This is a genomic window from Streptomyces sp. A01 (assembly GCF_059026195.1).
On the sequence record NZ_JBWLKN010000015.1, the window covers coordinates 1 to 17,236 of the forward strand.

The following is a 17,236-nucleotide window of genomic DNA, read 5'->3' on the forward strand; positions in this document are numbered from 1 at the left end:
GCCGCCGCGGCGAGCACCTTGCCCATATCCAGATAACTGGACGCGGGCGTGTCACCACCCAAGGCATATGCCTCGTCGGCTGTGCGGGTGTGGGGGGCGTCGCGGTCGGGGGCGGCGTATACGGCTACGCTCGCCAGTCCGGCGTCTTTGCAGGCGCGGGCCACGCGGATGGCTATTTCGCCGCGGTTGGCGATGAGCACTTTGTGCATGTGTCTACTGTTCCTTTCCCGTGTGGGCGCCTGCGGCGGGCTTTCTTCCCCACCCCGCCCCTTCCCTGAACTGGGGCCCAGCCCCAGGCCCCGTCCCCCCAGACTTGGTCCGGGGGACCCCTGTCCTCAAACGCCGGACGGGCTGACGTGTGTCCTCAAGCGCCGGACGGGCTTGGTTGTGTCCTCAAGCGCCGGACGGGCTTGGTTGTGTCCTCAAGCGCCGGACGGGCTTGAGATTGAGGGCCAGGCCGAGCCCATGGGATGGCCTGGCGCCGGACGGGCTGACGTGTGTCCTCAAGCGCCGGATGGGCTTGAGGTTGAGCGCGAGGCCGGGCCAATGGGGTTGGCCTCGCGCCGGGCTGGGTTGGTGTTGTCCTCAAACGCCGGACGGGCTGGTATTGGCCGGGACGAGCTGGACAGGCCGCTGAGCCGAGCTAGCAAGGCCCTCAAGCCCAGCCGGGGATGTCCTCGAACGCCGGACGGGCTTGAGATGGGCCAAGACTGGCTTGAGGTCGGCCCGGGCGGGCCTCAAGTCGGGCTCAGGGCCCGAGGCGGTTCGGAGTCGTTGGCCGATGGCCGACGGCCATGAGATGTTCATGATGTCCAGGCGCCTGGGGCCTGGTAGTTGGGGGCGGGGCTGGGGTGGAGTGGGCGGGCCCAGGCTGCTCGGGGGTGGGTGCGGGGTTCGGTGGGGTGGCGGGGTGTGTTGTGGGCCAGGGCCGCGAATACCGCGGTCAGGGCGGCGAGCTCTTCGGCGCGTGGGGTGCCGCGGACCACGCGCAGGCCCGCGGCCCCGGGGGCCGTGCTGTGCGCGCCCATCACACCGGCGGGTTTCCGTGCTTACGCGACGGCAGGTTCGCGTGCTTGGTGCGGAGCATCGCCAGCGAGGCGATCAGTGCGGAACGGGTCTCGCGCGGGTCGATCACGTCGTCGACCAGGCCGCGTTCGGCGGCGTAGTAAGGGTGCATCAGCTCGCTCTGGTATTCCTTGATCTTCTGCTGGCGCACCGCGTCCGGGTCGTCGGCGGCGGTGATCTCGCGGCGGAAGATGACGTTGGCCGCGCCCTCGGCGCCCATCACCGCGATCTCGTTGCTCGGCCAGGCCAGCGACACGTCCACGCCGATGGACCGGGAGTCCATGACGATGTAGGCGCCGCCGTACGCCTTGCGCAGGATGACCTGCACGCGGGGGACGGTGGCGTTGCAGTACGCGTACAGCAGCTTGGCGCCGTGCCGGATGATGCCTCCGTGCTCCTGGTCCACGCCCGGCAGGAAGCCGGGCACGTCCACCAGGCTGACCAGCGGGATGTTGAACGCGTCGCAGGTCTGCACGAAGCGGGCCGCTTTTTCACTCGCGTGGATGTCGAGTACGCCCGCCATCGAGGCGGGCTGGTTGGCGACGATGCCCACCACGTGGCCGTCCAGCCGGGCCAGCGCGCAGACGATGTTGGTCGCCCAGGTCGGGTGGACCTCGAAGACGTCGTGGTCGTCCACGATCTCCTCGATGACCCGGCGCATGTCGTAAGACCGGTTGGGGTCGCTGGGCACCAGGTCGAGCAAGGTGTCCACGCTGCGGTCGGCGGGGTCCTCGGTCTCCTCGCGCGGCGGGTTCTCCCGGTTGTTCTGCGGGAGCATCGACAGCAGGTAGCGCACCTCTTCGAGGCAGCTTTCCTCGTCGTCGTAGGCGAAGGCGGCGACACCCGAGACGGAGGCGTGCACATCGGCGCCGCCGAGGCCGTTCTGGGTGATCTCCTCGCCGGTGACCGCGCGGACCACGTCAGGGCCCGTGATGAACATCTGCGAGGTCTCACGGACCATGAACACGAAGTCGGTGAGGGCCGGGGAGTACGCGGCGCCGCCCGCGCACGGGCCGAGCATCACCGAGATCTGCGGGATGACGCCGGAGCAGCGGGTGTTGCGCTGGAAGATGCCGCCGTAACCGGCGAGCGCGGTGACGCCTTCCTGGATACGGGCGCCCGCGCCGTCGTTGAGGGACACCAGCGGGGCGCCTGCCGACTCGGCGAGGTCCATCAGCTTGTGGATCTTCGCGGCGTGGGCCTCGCCGAGGGCGCCGCCGAAGATCCGGAAGTCGTGCGCGTAGACGAAGACGGTGCGGCCGTGGACGGTGCCCCAGCCGGTGATCACCCCGTCGGAGTGGGGTTTCTTCTTCTCCAGGCCGAAGCCGGTGGCCCGGTGGCGGCGCAGCGTCTCGATCTCGTGGAAGGACCCCTCGTCCAGCAGCAGCGCGATGCGCTCGCGTGCGGTGAGTTTGCCCTTGGCGTGCTGGCGCTCGGTGGCCTGCTCGTCGCCCGCGTAGACGGACTCCTTGAGTGCGAGCAGGGTCAGCAGTTGTTCGGGCAGGCCCCCGGTTCCCGGGTCTTCCGGGAGGTCGTCGGTGGTGACCCGGCGATCGTCGGTGATGCTCATGTTCCACGCTCCCCCTGGCGTTGGTGGTTTCAGGCGGCCGCGGCGGCGGTCGCTGCTTCGGGTGTGACGGCGTCGAGGGTCTTGGCCAGCCGCCGCTCGTCGTTGGTGGTCCACGCGGACAGGTCGGGCACGATGCGGCGGCACAGCCCGCTGAGCACCTTGCCGGGGCCGACCTCGACGAAGTCGGTGACGCCCGAGCCGGCCATCAGCCGCACCGATCCTGTCCACCTGACCCGGCCGGCGAGCTGGCGGCGCAGGCTGCCGGTGATCTCGGCGGCGCTGGTCACGTACTCGGCGGTGACGCCCGAGACCACGGGCAGCCGCGGCTCGCGGAAGGTCACCCGGTCCAGCTCGGCCGCGAACTCCTCCTCGATGCCGCGCATCAGGCCGCAGTGGAACGGGGCGCCCACGGGGAGCGCGATGGCCTTGACGGCCCCGGCCTCCTGGGCCGCGGCCCGTACCCGTTCGATGGCCTCCGCCTGTCCCGAGACCACGGACTGGCCCGGCTCGTTGTCGTTGGCGACCTCGGCGACCTGGCCGGTCTCGGCGGCGACGGTCGCGCAGATCTCTTCGACGGTGGCCAGGTCGAGGCCGAGTACGGCCGCCATGGCGCCCGGCACCTGCTCGTTGACGCCCGCCATCAGCTCACCCCTGCGGCGGACCAGGCGCAGCGCGTCCTGCCAGTCCAGGACCCCGGCGGCGACCAGCGCCGTGTACTCGCCCAGGCTGTGGCCCGCGACGACATCGGGGCGCACGCCGTGTTCGCGCAGCACGTCGAGGGTGACCAGGCTGGTCAGGAAGACGGCGGGCTGGGTGATCGCGGTGTCCCGCAGCGCTTCCTCGGGGCCCTCCCAGCACAGCGTGGAGAGCGGGATGCCGAGGATGTCGTCGGCGGCGCGGTAGTAGGTGTCGGCGAGGTCGGGGCGGGCGGCGAGGAGGTACTGGCCCATGCCGACCTTCTGGGAGCCCTGGCCGGGGAAGAGGAACGCGGTCCTGGGCGCCCCGTCTCCGCCAGTGGCCTGCGGCTCCGCGCTTGTACCCGTGCTCGCGCCGGTGGTGCCGCCCGTGTTTCCGCGGGGGTTCGTCATCGCGTCCTCCATCAGGCGCTGGGCAGCTTGCTGAGCCGCATCGTGTCGTTGGCGCCCGGCGTCGGAGCGGCGTGCGCGCCGGTGGGCTTCTTGTCGCGTACGAAGAGCACCACGAGGACGGCGGCGAGCAGCGTGACGGCCGCCGCGTACCAGGCGCCGCTCTCCAGGCCCTCGGTGACGGCCTTCTGCTGGAGTGCCTCGGCGGTGGCCGCCGTGGCCTTGCCCTCGCGCTGGAGTGCGGCCAGGTCGTCCATGGCGGTGTCGGTGCTGTTGCTCATCAGCGCGCCCATGATGGCGATGCCGACGGCGTTGCCGACCTGGCGGACCATGGTGCCCGCGCTGGCGGCGACGCCCACCTGGTCCTGCGGCGCGGAGGAGATGGTCAGCTCGGAGGCGACCGGCATCGCGATGCCCATGGCCAGACCGGTCAGCAGCATGCCGGGCAGGAGCAGCGTCCAGGAGCCGGAGTCGCCCTTGGGGTCGGCCAGCGTGTACAGGGCGATGCCGACGGTCATCAGGCTCATGGCGAGGATGAGCGCCTTGCGCACACCCGCCTTGGCGACGATCCGGCCGCCGAGCGGCGCGCCGACCATCAGCATCAGGGTCAGCGGCAGCAGCCGTACGCCGGTCTCCTGGGCGGAGAGGCCGAGACCGGTCTGAAGGTAGATCGACAGGTAGAAGATGACCGAGAACATCCCGGCGCCCATGAGGAACGACGTCGTGATGCTGCCGCCGAAGGACGGCCTGCGGAACCAGCTCAGGTCCATGATGGGCGCCTTCGAGCGGGACTCCACGGCGAGGAACCCGGCCATGAGCAGCACACCGCCCGCGAACAGCGCGAACACCTTGCCGGACGTCCAGCCCCACGAGTTGCCGTTGATCAGCGCCAGGTTGACGCACAGCAGCGAGGCGCTGAGCAGGACCAGGCCGGGCAGGTCGACGGAGTTGCCGCCCGCGCTAGCGGACCGCCGGTCGGGGGCCATGCCGGCCAGCGCGGCGAAGATGACGACGGCGCCGATGGGCACGTTGATCAGGAAGATCCACTCCCAGCCCGCGTGGTCGACCAGCAGGCCGCCGATGAGCGGGCCGAGCGCGGTGGCGAGGCCGCCGACGGCGCCCCACAGCATGATGCCTTTGGCGCGCTTCTCCCCCTCGAACGAGGAGTAGACGATGGCGAGCGTCAGCGGCAGCACGACGGCCCCGCCGACGCCCTGCACCACGCGGCCGATGTGCAGGGTGGTGATGTGGTCGAAGCCGAAGAGGGTCAGCTCCCCGGCGGCCGCGCACAGCCCCGAGCCGGCGAGGAAGACGACCACGCCGATGACGTAGATCACGCGCTGCCCGAAGATGTCGCCGAGCCTGCCCGCGGTGACGATGAGGACGGCGAGGGCCAGCATGTACGCGTTGGCGACCCATTCCAGGTCGTCGAAGGTCGCGTGCAGGTCGGAGCCGATGGTCGGCATCGCCACGGTGACGACGGTGACGTCGAGCAGCGCGATGAACAGGCCGAGCAGCGCGGCGAGCAGCGTCAGTCCTGGTTTGTTGCGTGGTGGCAGCGCCCTGAGGTGCATGGTGTTCCCGGACATGGCGGGGTCCTCCCGTTTCGGTGTCAGTCCGCCTGTTGGCGGTCTACGAACGCGATGATCAGATCCGCCACTTCCGCCGCCTGTTCGACATGGCAGAAGTGGCTGAAGCGGGGGTCAAGGCGCAGTTCTGCGCTTGGCATGTCCGCTCGCAGCGCATCGGCACGATCGCCAAGCAGCCCCGCGTCGTGGGGGCTGCCGATCACCAGCGTGGGAACCGATACGTGAGACAGCGCCAGGCTGGAGGCGGCGCTGTATTGGTCGAAGAGGGCCAGGAACGCCTGCGGGCCCATCTTTTCCAGCATCTTCCGCACCATCGTGTTGAAGACGTCCGGGTCCATGGTGTGCGCCCGGGCGCCGAGGCGGGTCTGGAGGCCCGCCGTCATCACGGCGGCGAACTGGTCGCGGAAGCCGTCGAAGACCGCCCAGTCCACCGGCTGGGTGGGCGACCAGTAGAACGGTGAGAGCAGGATCAGGGCGTCCAGTTTCGGGTTGGCGCCCGAGGCGAGCCACTGGAGCACGGAGTTGGCGCCCATCGAGTGGGCCACCAGGACGGACACCGGCTCCGGCACCATCTGGAGGCCGCCCTCAAGCCACTGCCCGCTGGTCGCCCGGGAGCGCCACCGGTACGTTCCGCCGGACCGCCACGGCATGTCCAGCGGGAAGCTGCGGAACCTGCTGGACAGCAACTGGCTCAGCTTCGTGTAGCTGCCCCAGTCGTCTTCCAGGCCGTGCACGAGCGCCGCGGCGGGCAGCTCAGCGAACCGGTGTACGGCGAGCTCCTCGCCGTACAGCAGTGACTCGCTCACCGGAGTCGATGCCACGCTGCGGGCCATCACCGGTCTCCGGCGGCCGTGAAGCGCAGCAGGACGAGGTTGCCCTGCGGTCCCATGGCACCGAACACCGCGCTGCCGGTCAGGCCGCGGGCGAGCTGCTGCCCGAGGGCGAGGGCGCTGGTGACGGTGGACTGCGGGGCGCCGCGTACGACGGTGACCTCGGTGCCCGCGCCGCGCCGCGCGGCGTAGTCCCGCACCGCGTCGGCCACGCGCGCGCCGCCGTCGTCGTAGGGCGGCAGGCACAGGTGGATCTGGCCGGGGGCGTCGCCGAGCCGGTCGAGCGCTGAGGCGACCAGCCGGGCCGCGTGGTGCGGCTCGCCGGGCAGCATGCGGCGCGTGCCGCCGGTCAGCAGCGCGTACGGCCGGGCCGCGCGCTCCTGCGCCGCCCGCTCGCTCTCCAGGTGGAACAGGCACGCGCCGAACGCGTCGGCCCGCGGCCCGGTGACGGACTGCGCCGCGGCGGGCGGGCGGCCTTCGAGTGACCCGGCGAGCACGCTGGAGGCGCGGCCTGCGGCCAGCGCCAGCGCCCCGGTGAGCAGCGCCTCGTAGCCGGCGGTGAGCAGGTCGACCAGGGTGACGTTGAACGCCTTGAAGCCTCCGGCGATGGCCAGTTGCCCGGCGGGCACGTTGACAGCGAAGTTGGGGCATTCGACGGGGCTGATGCCAGGGATGCCCTCGGCCTTCAGCGCGTAGTCGATGCGGTCGACGATGGCGTCGACGGCGAAGTTGGTCCCGATGACCACACCGGTGCGCTCGTTGGCCCGCGTCTCCCGCGGGTCGCACTCCTGCCGCTGTTCGCGTGCCGCGTCGGTGAGGGCGAGCCGGACGGCGGCCAGGGCGGCGCGGGTCGGCGCGGGGAAGAACTTCCAGCCACGCTTGCCCAGGAAGTCGGCGGGGAAGAAGTTGCCGACCTCGGTGATCTCCAGGTCCCGCGCCGGGTGGTCCTGCGCCTCGTCCGGGATGCCGAACCCGGCCACCTCGGCCAGCTCCTTGACCCCGATGGCCGGGCGGCTGACCGGCCCTATGCCGGTGATCGCGGCGAGTGCCGTCTCCTTGGTCGTCATGCTGTCTCCCCCGAGGTGGTGTGGTGTGGCTGCTGTGCTGCTCCGATCGCGACAGTGATGTTGTTGCCGCCGAACGCGTAGGCGTTGACCAGTACGGCGTCGCCCGCGGCCGCTTCCGGGGCCCCGCGCACGAGCCGCAGCTCGCATTCGGGGTCGGTCTGGCGCAGCGTCCCCACCGGAGGGACGATGCCGTGCCGGGTGACGAGTGCGGCGGTGACGCAGGAGAACGCGCCGGACGCGCCTCCGCTGTGGCCGAGCGACGCCTTGACGGCGGCGACGGGCACGTCGGGGGTCCGCTCGGCGAGCAGCCGCGCCGTGGTCCGGCTCTCGGTGCTGTCGTTGGCGGGCGTTCCGGTGCCGTGGCTGAGGATCGCGCCGATGCCGTGCCGGTCGATCCCGCCGCGTTCCATCGCCTCCTGGGCGGCGCGTACGGCCTGATCGCCCTTGGGGTCGGGCGCGGTGACGTGACTCGCGTCGCAGCTCCAGCCCGCGCCGAGCACCTTGGCGTAGGGCTGCCGGCCGCGCGCCGCGGCGTGGTCGGCGGACTCCAGGACGAGGAAGGCGGCGCCCTCCCCGTAGACCGTGCCGCCGCGCTCGGCGTCGAACGGACGGCAGTGCAGCGGATCGACGGCGCCCAGCCGCAGGAAGGCGCCCATCGCGGGCCTGGAGACGGCCTCGGCGCCGCCGACGAGGACGATGTCGGCCTCCCCCGAGGTGATCATCTCGGCGCCGAGGGAGACGGCGTACGCACCGGCGGCGCAGGCGGTGGACACGGTGAACCCGGGGCCGTGCAGGCTGAGTTCGCGCGCGAGGACGCCCGCGACGCCGAACGGGAACCACTGCACACCCGTCAGGTCCCTGATGCCGTCCCGCTCCGCCTCGCGCAGGTCGCTGTCGCCGTTCCCCGTGCCCACACAGACACCGACGTTGTCGAGGACGTCCTGCCCGGCCGCGTCGAGCCCCGCGTCGGCCAGCGCCGACCGCGCCGCGGCGACCGCGAACCCGCTCGACCTGCCGTTGTCCGCACCGCCTTCGGGCGCGTTGTCGACGACGTAGGTGAGCGATCCGTGGACCGGGGTGCCGGGGTAGTCCAGCGGGCGGACCGGCGCGTCGCCGCGCAGCAGCCCTGACCAGAAGCTCTCCAGGTCGTGACCCAGCGGGGAGACCACGCCGAGCCCGGTGATGACGACATCCGTCGTGGACTGTGCCATGGAGTTCACGCCTCCCACGAAACGTTCTCTGAGGGGCGCATGACCGCCATGGCGTACCCGACGGTCGCCACGAGATCGTCCCCGGAGTAGGACTCGCCGCTGAGGATGACGTTGTCCCCGACGTACTGGTCGACGCGCACCTCGTGCCGCAGCGTGTCGCCCGGGTAGACCGGCCGGTGCAGCCGCACGTCGCGGGTCGCGGCGAGGATCAGCGCCCCGCTGCGTTCCCGGCGCTGCGCCTTGACGCGCTCCATCCACAGCACCGCGCCGCCCTGGCCCCAGGACTCCATCAGCAGCGAGGGCGGATAGGCGAAGGCGCGGGTCTCCAGGTCGGGGGCGAGCCCGGCGTAGCAGGGCTCACTGCCGCTGATGGTCTTGGTGGTCACGATCCGGTCGTACGGGTCCATCTCCAGGACCCGGTCGACGAGCAGGATCGGGTGGGCGTGCGGTATCAGGCGCCGGATCGCCGCGTAGTCGAGCATCTTTCCCCCGTTGTGGCTGTGTCGATCAGCCGGTAACGCATCTTCAGCAGGGCTGCCTTGGCGTCGCCTGTGGTGCAGCGCGCCACGACCGCCAGGGTCTGGCCGTCCTCTTCCAGCCGGCACTCGCACGCCGCCCGCAGCTCGTCGCCGGGGCGCAGGGCGGTGGTGAAGCGCACGGAGTCCAAGGCGGACAGTTCCGCCTCGACGCCGGGGCCACGGGTCTCCTGGACCAGGTGGATCACCGCCTGGTAGGCGGTCTCGATCAGGAAGACACCCGGGTAGACGGTCATCTCCGGGTAATGACCCTCCAGATAGGGGTCATCGGCCCGGATCAGCTTGGTCGCGACGACCTCGGTGTCCGAGAGCACGGACACCGTGTCGACCGGGTTGACCGGCGCCGCCCGGCGCTTGGGCCCGTCCACGGCGACCTCCCGCTGGGCGGTGGTCACAGCGAGACGCCGCCGTCGATCTCGATGACCTCGCCGGTGATGTACCGGGCGCGGTCGGAGACCAGGAAGGACACCAGGTCGGCGACCTCGTCGGCGCCGCCGTAGCGCTTCATCGGGATCGACTTCAGCGCCTGCTCGCGGATCTTCTCCGGCAGGGCCTCGGTCATGTCCGTCTCGATGAAGCCGGGAGCGACCACGTTGACGCGGATGCCGTACCCGGCGACCTCCTTGGCCAGCGAGGCGCTCATGCCCTGGATACCGGCCTTGGAGGCCGAGTAGTTGGACTGGGTGGCGTGGCCGTACACACCGGAGATGGAGGACATGTTGACGATCACGCCCTCCTTCTTCTTCATGAAGTCGAAGACCACGGAGCGGCAGAAGTTGAACGTGCCGTTCAGGTTGGTCTCGATGACGGCCCGCCAGTCCTCCTCCGGCATGAGCACCATCGGGTTGTCCTTGACGATGCCCGCGGAGTTGACGAGGACGCCGATCGGGCCGAGCGCGGCCTTGGCGGCCTTGACGAACGCCTGTACCGCCTCGTAGTCGGACACGTCACACGGGGCGTGGTAGACCTGCGCGCCCTTCTCACGGATGAGCTTCTCGGTCTCGGCGGCCGCCTCGGTACCGCTGCGGTAGCAGAACGCGATGTCGAAGCCGTCGGCTGCCAGCTGCACGGCGGTGGCCCGGCCGATGCCGCGCGAGCCGCCGGTGACGATGGCCATCGGGCGCTCTGGCTCGTTCTCGGACTCGGACTCGGCCTGGGACTGGGACTGCGTCATTGGGGTTCCGTCCTCTCTTCTCTGGACTGCTCTGGGCTGCTCTGGGCTGCTCTGGGCTGCTCTGCGGCAGGTGCGGGCCGCGGCGTCAGCCGCAGCCGCCCGCGGTGTCGTGGTCCATCGCGCCGTGCCGGTCGATCAGCTCGGCGGGGATGCCGGACAGCGGGGCAGGGCCCCACGCGGCGTCGACCAGCGGGAAGCCACCGGCCGCTGCCCGCGTCGTCTCGGCGGTCATCTCCGCGGTCATTTCGATGGTCAGCTCTGCGGTCATCTGTCAGCTCTCCTTCACGCCTTGCTCGCGGCAGTGGCCAGCGCTTCTTCGAGCGTGGCCAGGAAGTCGTCGAGCCGGTCCAGGCCCCAGAAGCGGTGCCGGCCGACCTTGAAGTACGGGACGCCGAAGACGTCGTCCTCGTAGATCTGCATGAGGGCCTTCACACCCGCCTCGCGGATGTGCGGCTCCTCGGGAGCGCCGGTCAGCGTCTCCGCGTCGAGACCGGCGTCGGAGCAGACCCGGCGCAGCGTGTCGCGGTCGCAGATGTCCTCGCCGCGCTCCCAGCGGGCGGCCATCGCCGCGCGGTAGTACTCGCGGTGTACGCCGAGCTCCTTGGCCTTGATCCAGGCCAGGTGCGGCAGCTCCCACCATTCGTCGCCCTTGTCGATCGGCCACTTCATCGGGTAGCCGAACTTCTGGGACAGCCGCTTGGTGTCGTTGAGGATGTAGAGGTGCTTGGCCTTGCTCATCGCGACGTAGTGGAACTCGCCGCCCTGCTCTTCGAGCGCGGCGCTGCTGATCGCGTCGGGCTCGAAGAACGGGATGTACTCGATGAGCTGGTCGGCGTCGGGGAAGCGCTCCTCCAGCTGCCGCACGGCCATCCAGCTGAACGGCGAGCGGAGCGAGAAGTACAGGCGCGGCGGCTTCCTCATGCGGCACCGCCGAGCAGCGTCGCCTGGGTGGCCGGGTCGAGGATGGCGACCGTACCGGCCTTCTCGCCCCTGCTGATGGCGTAGCCGTGCATGATCGTGCCGGTCGCCGCCAGCTCAAGGCTGTCGCCACGGCGGACGTAGCAGTCCATCCGCGCGGTGTACATGGTGTCCTTGAGGATGTCCTCGACCTTGAAGACGGTGTGCACCGTCTCCTCCATGTAGATGTCGGAGACCATCTGCACCCGGGCCCGGGACACGACGGGAATCCAGCCGCGCTCGTCCAGCAGCGTGCCGACGGCCAGGCCGCGGTCGGCCAGGAAGCGGTCGACGACCTCCTCCATGGTCCTGATGTACGCGGAGTGCTGGAGGCGGTCGGAGAAGTGGCAGTAGTAGTACGGGGCGCGCCAGTCCCACAGGTACGCGCCGGAGCCCTCGGGCGCCAGCACGTCCTGGACGCTCTGGCCCTCGGCGATGGGCAGGCTCGCCTTGGCCGAGTTGGTCAGGGCGGCGACGTCCGGCACGACGTACGGTTCGAGGATGGCGGGCACCGGCTCGCTGCCCGAGCCGTCCTTGACGGAGACCAGCGCGACCCTGACCTTGCCCTTGAGGGTGGTGACGGTCTGGCCGTCGCGCTCCACCGTCAGCGTCACGTTGAACGGGGCGCCCTGGCCCGGCTTCGGCTTGGCGGAGACGATGGTGGCGTACACCCGCTCCTCGGCCTCAAGGGCCACCGGCAGTTGCACCGAGGAGTCCACGATCTCCAGGCCGAGGCCGTAGCGGTGGTAGATGTCACGGGCGCCGACGCCACGGTCGCGGAAGTACTGGAGCACCCCCTCCTCGACCAGGTACATGAAGTGCTTGAACCCGATCCACGTACGGATGTTGGCGCCCTCGTAGCGCGGGGAACCGACGTAGCTGGTCGGCTGACCATCGAGAAGTTCGGTCACGGTCGCTCCTCCTTCAGGAGAGTCGGCGGCGGACGGGTCGCGGAGGAACTCGGCGACCTCAGCGCCTAGTTCGGCGGCCCGCTCCATGTGCGGGAAGTGGCCGTACGGCGGCCGGATGCGGGTGGTCGCCGCGGGCATCGCCCGGTCCAGGGCGGCGGCGCGCATCGGGGTCAGGCCCTCGTCCTCGGGGCCGACGACGAGAAGCGTCGGCACGCTGATGCCGGTGAGGTCCCAGTGGCCCGACTGCTCGAACGCCCGGTAGAAGACGGGGAATCCGGCGGGCACGGCCCGGTCGATGAGCTTGCGCTCCATCAGGGACAGGATCTCCCCGTCCATCCGGGACGCCTTCGGCCCCAGGGAGACCCGCAGCCCGTCCATCAGCACCCGCCGGAACGCGGCGAGCGAGCGCTGGCGCAGCTGGTCGGAGAGCGGGAAGTCGGCGGGCCGGTAGAACGGCGCGGCGAGCACGACGGCGTCGAGTCCCGGGTCCCCCTCCAGGGTGGCGAGGTGTTCCAGGATGGCGGTCGCGCCGAACGAGTGGCCGAGCAGCACCTTCGGCCGCTCGGGGACCAGCGCCAGGGCGCGGCGCAGCCAGTCGGCCGCACCGCCCTCGGCGGGCCACTCGTACGCGTTGCCGCCGTGCCAGGGCAGTTGCAGGCAGTACGGGGTGTAGCCGGAGATCAAGCCGGTGACCTCGCGCCAGCTCTTCCAGCCGTCCTCGATTCCGTGCGCGGTCACCAGCGGCGGCCCCTCGCCGGGGCCGCGCCAGACCTGCGCGGGGCCGTCCGAGGCGATCAGCGTCCAGCCGTCGTTCGCGCTCATGCCACGGCCTCCGCACGGTCGCGGGAGCGCGCGGCGACCGACACGTCCAGGCTCAGCCAGCCGTCGTCCGCGTCGCCGCAGCCGACGGTCAGCGCGGTTCCGCCGGCGCCCGCGGCGAGCCGGGCGGCGGCAGCGGCGAGCCGCACCACCCCGGTCGCCCCGTACAGCTCACCGGTCACGCGGGCCGTGCCCGACTGGTCGGTTCCGTCCGTACGTCCAGCCTGTTCGGTCTGGTCCGTCCGGCCCGTCCGGTGCCGTACGACGGGGCCGCACTCGACGCCCGTCGCCTGCGGCCAGGCGCCCGGCAGCCCGAGCAGGACACAACCGGCGGCGGCGGTCAGCTCACCCGGCGCGCCCGGGCGCAGCGCGGCGAGGCCGCGGGCGACGGGGTCGGCGGGTTCGACGCCCACCACGACGGCCCGCTGGGCGCGTCCGGAGAGCAGCAGCAGCCGGGCCAGCCGCACCGCGTCGAGACCGGCGGTGGCGCCGGAGCACACGGCGAGGTTCGGCCCGTTGAAGCCGTAGCGGATGGCGACGCTGGAGGCGATGACGTTGCTGGACGCGTTGGGGGCGTCCATCGGGCTGACGACGTTGCCGCCGCGCGCCCGCATGTCGTCGAGGACCGTGCAGACGGTTTCGGCGTTGCCGAGGTTGGAGGCGGCGACGACGGCGGTCCCGGCCGCGTACGGCAGGGGCTCTGCCAGTTTGCCGGGCGGCAGGCCGAGCGCCCGGTGGACGGCGCACAGCGCCAGCCGCGTGGACGGCTCCTTGCCCAGCAGGCCCTTGCGGCCCAGCACGTCCTTGGCCAGCTCGGGCGGGCACGCCGCGTCCTCGGGCGAACCCGGCAGGTCGGCGGCGGACAGACCGGGCAGGTGCACGGCCCAGCCCTCGATGGCGAGCCGCTGGTCGGCGGCACGGGTGTCAGTCGGCATCGGTGGCCTCCACGATCGTCACGGCGTTGACCCCGCCGAAGCCGAACGCGTTGACCTGCGCCAGCCTCGGCCGCGCGGCCAGCGGTTCGCCGGTCACCAGGGCCAGCTTCTCGGCCTCGGGGATCGCGGTCCGCAGCCCGGTGACGGGCGGCACGGCGGCTGTGCGCATCGCCTGGCAGGCGACGAGCACGCTCATCAGCGCGGCGCCGCCCGAGGTGTGCCCGATGGCGCCCTTGATGGCGGTGACCGGCGGTCCTTCGGGGCCGAAGACCTCCAGCAGCGCGGTGGCCTCGGTCGGGTCGTTCAGCGCGGTGGACGTGCCGTGCGCGACGACCAGGCCGATGTCCTCGGGGCTGACGCCGCCGCGCTCGTGGGCGTCGCGCATCGTCGCGACGATGCCGTCCGGGTCGGGCGCCGTCTCGTGGAACGCGTCGCAGCCGATGCCGACGGACCGGATCAGGCCCAGGGCGGGCTTGCTGGAGGGCGGTTCGAGGACGACGGCCGCGGCGCCCTCGCCGAGCAGCACCCCGTCCCGTTCGGTGTCGAAGGGCCGTACGGTGTCGGCCGTGGTGGTGCCCACCCGGCCGATCATGGTGAGCATGGACTCGGTCATGGTGTCGCAGCCCGCGGCCACCACCGCGTCGGCCTCGCCGAGTTCGAGCATGTCGGCGGCGAGCGCGAGGGCGTAGCCGGACGCCGCGCAAGCGTTGGCGATCGTGTGCACCTCGGTCACCTCTGGGGCCACCGACCGCACCGCTTCGTTGAAGTGCAGCTGGGCCAGCCGCAGCCCGGCGCCGTCGCCGTGCCACTGCTCCACGGCGCGCAGCTCCCGCAGCCCGGTGCCGACGATGACGGCGACCCGGATGGTGGCCGGATCGACGCCCGCGTCGGCGAGCGCCTGCTGTACGGTCTGCGCCAGCCAGCGGCCCGCGAGCCGCAGCCCGGTCTCGTCCGGCGCGCCGTCCCCGATGCCGTACCCGTGGGTGACGTTCAGCTTGGCGGGGTCGCCCAGGCGCAGCGGGGAAACCCCGCTGCGCCCGGCGACCAGCGCGTCGAACGTGGCGTCGAGATCGCCGAGGCAGCTCACCATGGAGCTACCCGTGATCGCCACCGGCACGACTCCACCCCCTGACGACGGCCGCTCCGGCCGCGCCCTCGGCGGACCGTGTGGTGATCAGCGACAGTTCGCCGTCGCGGGCCGGTTCGGCCCGGTGCCTGGCGAGCAGCGCGGCGAGCTGGAAGGCGCCGGAGGCGCTGAACGCCTCACCGGTGACCTCCTTGACCCGCAGCCGCGGAGTCCCCGCACCGAGGACGGCGTTGATCGCCTTCTCCTCGACCTCGTCGAGGACGGTCATGCCGTTGGCGGCGGTCGCCACCGTGGCGATGTCGGCCGCGGTGACCCCGGCCCGCTCCAGCGCGCGGCTGACGCACAGCGCGAGGCCCTGGGAGAACTCCTCGTCAGGGCCCTTCGGGTCGAAGACGCCGACCTCGACGGCCAGCACCTCCGCGTCCGGGGTGCGCCCCGCGGACCGTACGGCCTCGGCGCTCTCCACGACGAAGACCGCCGCGCCCTCACCGGGCGGCAGGGTGCCACCGGCGACGGACTGCCCGTAGTGCACGGCCCACGACTGGTGCGGACTGAACTCCTCGACCGCCCCGGCGAGCAGGGCGTCCGCGTAACCGCAGTTGATGAGGTTGCGGGTGTAGCGCAGCACGTTCAGCATCGCCATCGGGCCACCGGCGATGGTGGCGTTCGGCCCCTGGAGGCCGAACTTGATGCCGGACTGGCCCGCCGCGCAGTTCATCACGGCGTTGGGGAACAGCAGCGGGTTCACCAGGTAAGGCCGGTCCTGGATGAAGGTGTCCTTGCTGTAGTCGCTGGTGGACTTGGCGCTGCCCGCCGTGGTGCCGAGCGTGAGCCCGATCCGGGCCCTGTTGTCGTCGTCCACCTCAAGGTCCGTGTCGGCCAGGGCCTCCTTGCAGGCGACCATGCCGAGCGAGGTGGAGCGGTCGAAGAACGAGGTGCCCTTGCGGCCGAGGTGGTCGCGGACCCGGAAGTCCACGAGGGCGTACGCGTCGTTACGCGGCAGCTCCTCGTCCTCGAACATCTCGCTGACGTCGGCCGGTGCGCCGGGGGCGGTCAGCGCCGCCGCCAGCGCCTCGGGGCCGATCCCGGCGCCGGAGAGGACTCCGAAGCCGGTGATGGCCAGCGCCTTGGACCCGGTCGCCCGGCTGTCGGGCGCCTGACTGTCGCGCGCCTTCTCGGGAGCGGTCGTCACGAGGGCCTCCCCAGCATGACGATGGCGTTGTTGCCGCCGAACGCGAAGCCGTTGACCTGCGCGATCCGCACATCAGCGGGGCGCGCCTTGTTCGGTACGGGGTCGATCTTGGGCATGTCCGGGTCCGGAGTGTTGAAGTTGATGGTGGGCGGCAGGAACGAGCCCGCGATGCCGAGCACCGAGGCGATGGCCCCGAGACCGGAGGCGGCGCCCATGGTGTGGCCGAGCATCGACTTGGTCGAGCTGATCGGCGGCGGACTGTCGCCGAAGACATCCACGACGGCGCCGGCCTCGACGAAGTCGTTCGCCGGGGTGCCGGTGCCGTGAGCGCAGATGTAGTCCACCTCTTCGGCCTTGACGCCCGCGTTGGCGTGCGCCAGGCGCATGCACTCGGCGATGCTGTCCCGGTTCGGGGCGACCATGTGGTTGGCGTCGCAGTTGAGCCCGTAGCCGAGGACTTCGGCGTGGACGCGGGCGCCGCGCGCCTGCGCCGACTCCAGCGACTCCAGGAACATCGCCGCGCCGCCCTCGCCGGTGATGATGCCCGAGCGGTCCTTGTCGAACGGCGAGCACGCCTTCTCGGTGAGTGCGCCCAGCCGGTAGAAGCCCGCGTGGGACCAGCGGCCGACGGAGTCGGCGCCACCGGCGATCATGTAGTCGGCTTCGCCCGTCCTGATCAGGTCGTAGGCGTAGCCGAGTGCGTAGTTGCTGGCGGAACAGGCGGTGGACAGCGTCACGGCGTCGCCAGTCAGCCGCAGTTCGCGGTTGACCGCCTGCGACAGGCGTGCGCTGGAGACCTGGCTGACCAGCCCGGCGTCGAGACCGCCGTACCCGGCGGTCAGCGAGTCCTGGGTGAGCTTTTCGAGCACCTGCGACTCGCCGCCGGTGGTGCCCATGCTCGATCCGGCCCGGGAGGCCGCCAGTTCGTCTTCGTCGATCCCGGCGTCCGCGACCGCGAGGCGGGCCGCGGACGCCGCGAAGAGGCTCGTACGCCCCCATGCATCGACAGACAGCCGCCGGACCATGGTCTCTGGCCGGAAGGCGTGGACTTCGCCGGCCATGATGTAGGGGAATCCAGTGGGGTCGAAGCAGGCGATCGGCGAGACGCCGTTGACGCCTTCCCGCAGCCCCTCGCCGTAGGCGGACGCCCCGATCCCGATGCTCGACACAGGCCCCAGGCCGGTGATGACTACCCGTCGGAGTGACAT

General features: G+C 71.5%; 18 protein-coding genes. All 18 read right to left on the reverse strand.

The features are described 5' to 3' along the window. Positions 1–209 (reverse strand): biotin carboxylase N-terminal domain-containing protein (locus AC5P1B_RS20885; protein ID WP_493888841.1); only part of this gene is annotated, 209 nt, incomplete at its 3' end. Between the two features lie 594 nt (positions 210–803). Further along, positions 804–1,028, reverse strand: a complete 225-nt coding sequence (locus AC5P1B_RS20890) for an acyl-CoA carboxylase subunit epsilon (RefSeq protein ID WP_493888842.1) — start codon at positions 1,026–1,028, stop codon at positions 804–806. Further along, positions 1,028–2,635, reverse strand: a complete 1,608-nt coding sequence (locus AC5P1B_RS20895) for an acyl-CoA carboxylase subunit beta (RefSeq protein ID WP_493888843.1) — start codon at positions 2,633–2,635, stop codon at positions 1,028–1,030. Before AC5P1B_RS20895 ends, AC5P1B_RS20890 begins: the two co-directional genes overlap by 1 nt. Positions 2,636–2,664: 29 nt before the next feature. Continuing rightward, positions 2,665–3,723: an ACP S-malonyltransferase gene (gene fabD / locus AC5P1B_RS20900; protein WP_493888844.1), complete on the reverse strand. Its 1,059-nt coding sequence runs from the start codon at positions 3,721–3,723 to the stop codon at positions 2,665–2,667. 11 nt (positions 3,724–3,734) lie between these two features. Beyond that, positions 3,735–5,309, reverse strand: coding sequence for an MFS transporter (locus AC5P1B_RS20905; RefSeq protein WP_493888845.1), 1,575 nt, complete (start codon positions 5,307–5,309; stop codon positions 3,735–3,737). 23 nt (positions 5,310–5,332) lie between these two features. Further along, a complete protein-coding gene (locus AC5P1B_RS20910; RefSeq protein ID WP_493888846.1) occupies positions 5,333–6,115 on the reverse strand; it encodes an alpha/beta fold hydrolase in 783 nt (260 codons plus the stop codon). A gap of 26 nt (positions 6,116–6,141) precedes the next feature. Continuing rightward, positions 6,142–7,206 carry a beta-ketoacyl synthase N-terminal-like domain-containing protein gene (locus AC5P1B_RS20915; protein ID WP_493888847.1) on the reverse strand — a complete coding sequence of 355 codons (1,065 nt, stop codon included), beginning with the start codon at positions 7,204–7,206 and terminating at the stop codon, positions 6,142–6,144. Beyond that, on the reverse strand, positions 7,203–8,417 hold the full coding sequence (locus tag AC5P1B_RS20920; RefSeq protein WP_493888848.1) for a beta-ketoacyl-[acyl-carrier-protein] synthase family protein: 1,215 nt from the start codon (positions 8,415–8,417) through the stop codon (positions 7,203–7,205). The genes AC5P1B_RS20915 and AC5P1B_RS20920 overlap by 4 nt, the downstream gene beginning before the upstream one ends. A 5-nt stretch (positions 8,418–8,422) precedes the next feature. Next, on the reverse strand, positions 8,423–8,899 hold the full coding sequence (locus AC5P1B_RS20925; RefSeq protein ID WP_493888849.1) for a 3-hydroxyacyl-ACP dehydratase FabZ family protein: 477 nt from the start codon (positions 8,897–8,899) through the stop codon (positions 8,423–8,425). Next, on the reverse strand, positions 8,869–9,348 hold the full coding sequence (locus AC5P1B_RS20930) for a 3-hydroxyacyl-ACP dehydratase FabZ family protein (protein ID WP_493888850.1): 480 nt from the start codon (positions 9,346–9,348) through the stop codon (positions 8,869–8,871). The genes AC5P1B_RS20925 and AC5P1B_RS20930 overlap by 31 nt, the downstream gene beginning before the upstream one ends. After that, the gene (gene fabG / locus AC5P1B_RS20935; RefSeq protein WP_493888851.1) at positions 9,345–10,127 is read right to left on the reverse strand and encodes a 3-oxoacyl-[acyl-carrier-protein] reductase; all 783 of its coding nucleotides are present in this window, start codon (positions 10,125–10,127) and stop codon (positions 9,345–9,347) included. Before fabG ends, AC5P1B_RS20930 begins: the two co-directional genes overlap by 4 nt. Before the next feature lie 85 nt (positions 10,128–10,212). Further along, on the reverse strand, positions 10,213–10,395 hold the full coding sequence (locus tag AC5P1B_RS20940) for a hypothetical protein (RefSeq protein ID WP_493888852.1): 183 nt from the start codon (positions 10,393–10,395) through the stop codon (positions 10,213–10,215). A 14-nt stretch (positions 10,396–10,409) separates the two neighbouring features. Then, the gene (locus AC5P1B_RS20945; protein ID WP_493888853.1) at positions 10,410–11,048 is read right to left on the reverse strand and encodes a 2-hydroxychromene-2-carboxylate isomerase; all 639 of its coding nucleotides are present in this window, start codon (positions 11,046–11,048) and stop codon (positions 10,410–10,412) included. Continuing rightward, a complete protein-coding gene (locus AC5P1B_RS20950; RefSeq protein WP_493888854.1) occupies positions 11,045–12,817 on the reverse strand; it encodes an alpha/beta fold hydrolase in 1,773 nt (590 codons plus the stop codon). The genes AC5P1B_RS20945 and AC5P1B_RS20950 overlap by 4 nt, the downstream gene beginning before the upstream one ends. Beyond that, positions 12,814–13,749 (reverse strand): beta-ketoacyl synthase N-terminal-like domain-containing protein, encoded by a 936-nt coding sequence (locus tag AC5P1B_RS20955; RefSeq protein WP_493888855.1) that lies wholly within the window; start codon positions 13,747–13,749, stop codon positions 12,814–12,816. Before AC5P1B_RS20955 ends, AC5P1B_RS20950 begins: the two co-directional genes overlap by 4 nt. Next, complete coding sequence (locus AC5P1B_RS20960) at positions 13,739–14,860, reverse strand: beta-ketoacyl synthase N-terminal-like domain-containing protein (RefSeq protein WP_493888856.1); 1,122 nt, start codon at positions 14,858–14,860, stop codon at positions 13,739–13,741. Before AC5P1B_RS20960 ends, AC5P1B_RS20955 begins: the two co-directional genes overlap by 11 nt. Further along, positions 14,844–16,028: a beta-ketoacyl synthase N-terminal-like domain-containing protein gene (locus AC5P1B_RS20965; RefSeq protein WP_493888857.1), complete on the reverse strand. Its 1,185-nt coding sequence runs from the start codon at positions 16,026–16,028 to the stop codon at positions 14,844–14,846. Before AC5P1B_RS20965 ends, AC5P1B_RS20960 begins: the two co-directional genes overlap by 17 nt. Beyond that, on the reverse strand, positions 16,025–17,236 hold the full coding sequence (locus AC5P1B_RS20970) for a beta-ketoacyl-[acyl-carrier-protein] synthase family protein (protein ID WP_493888858.1): 1,212 nt from the start codon (positions 17,234–17,236) through the stop codon (positions 16,025–16,027). The genes AC5P1B_RS20965 and AC5P1B_RS20970 overlap by 4 nt, the downstream gene beginning before the upstream one ends.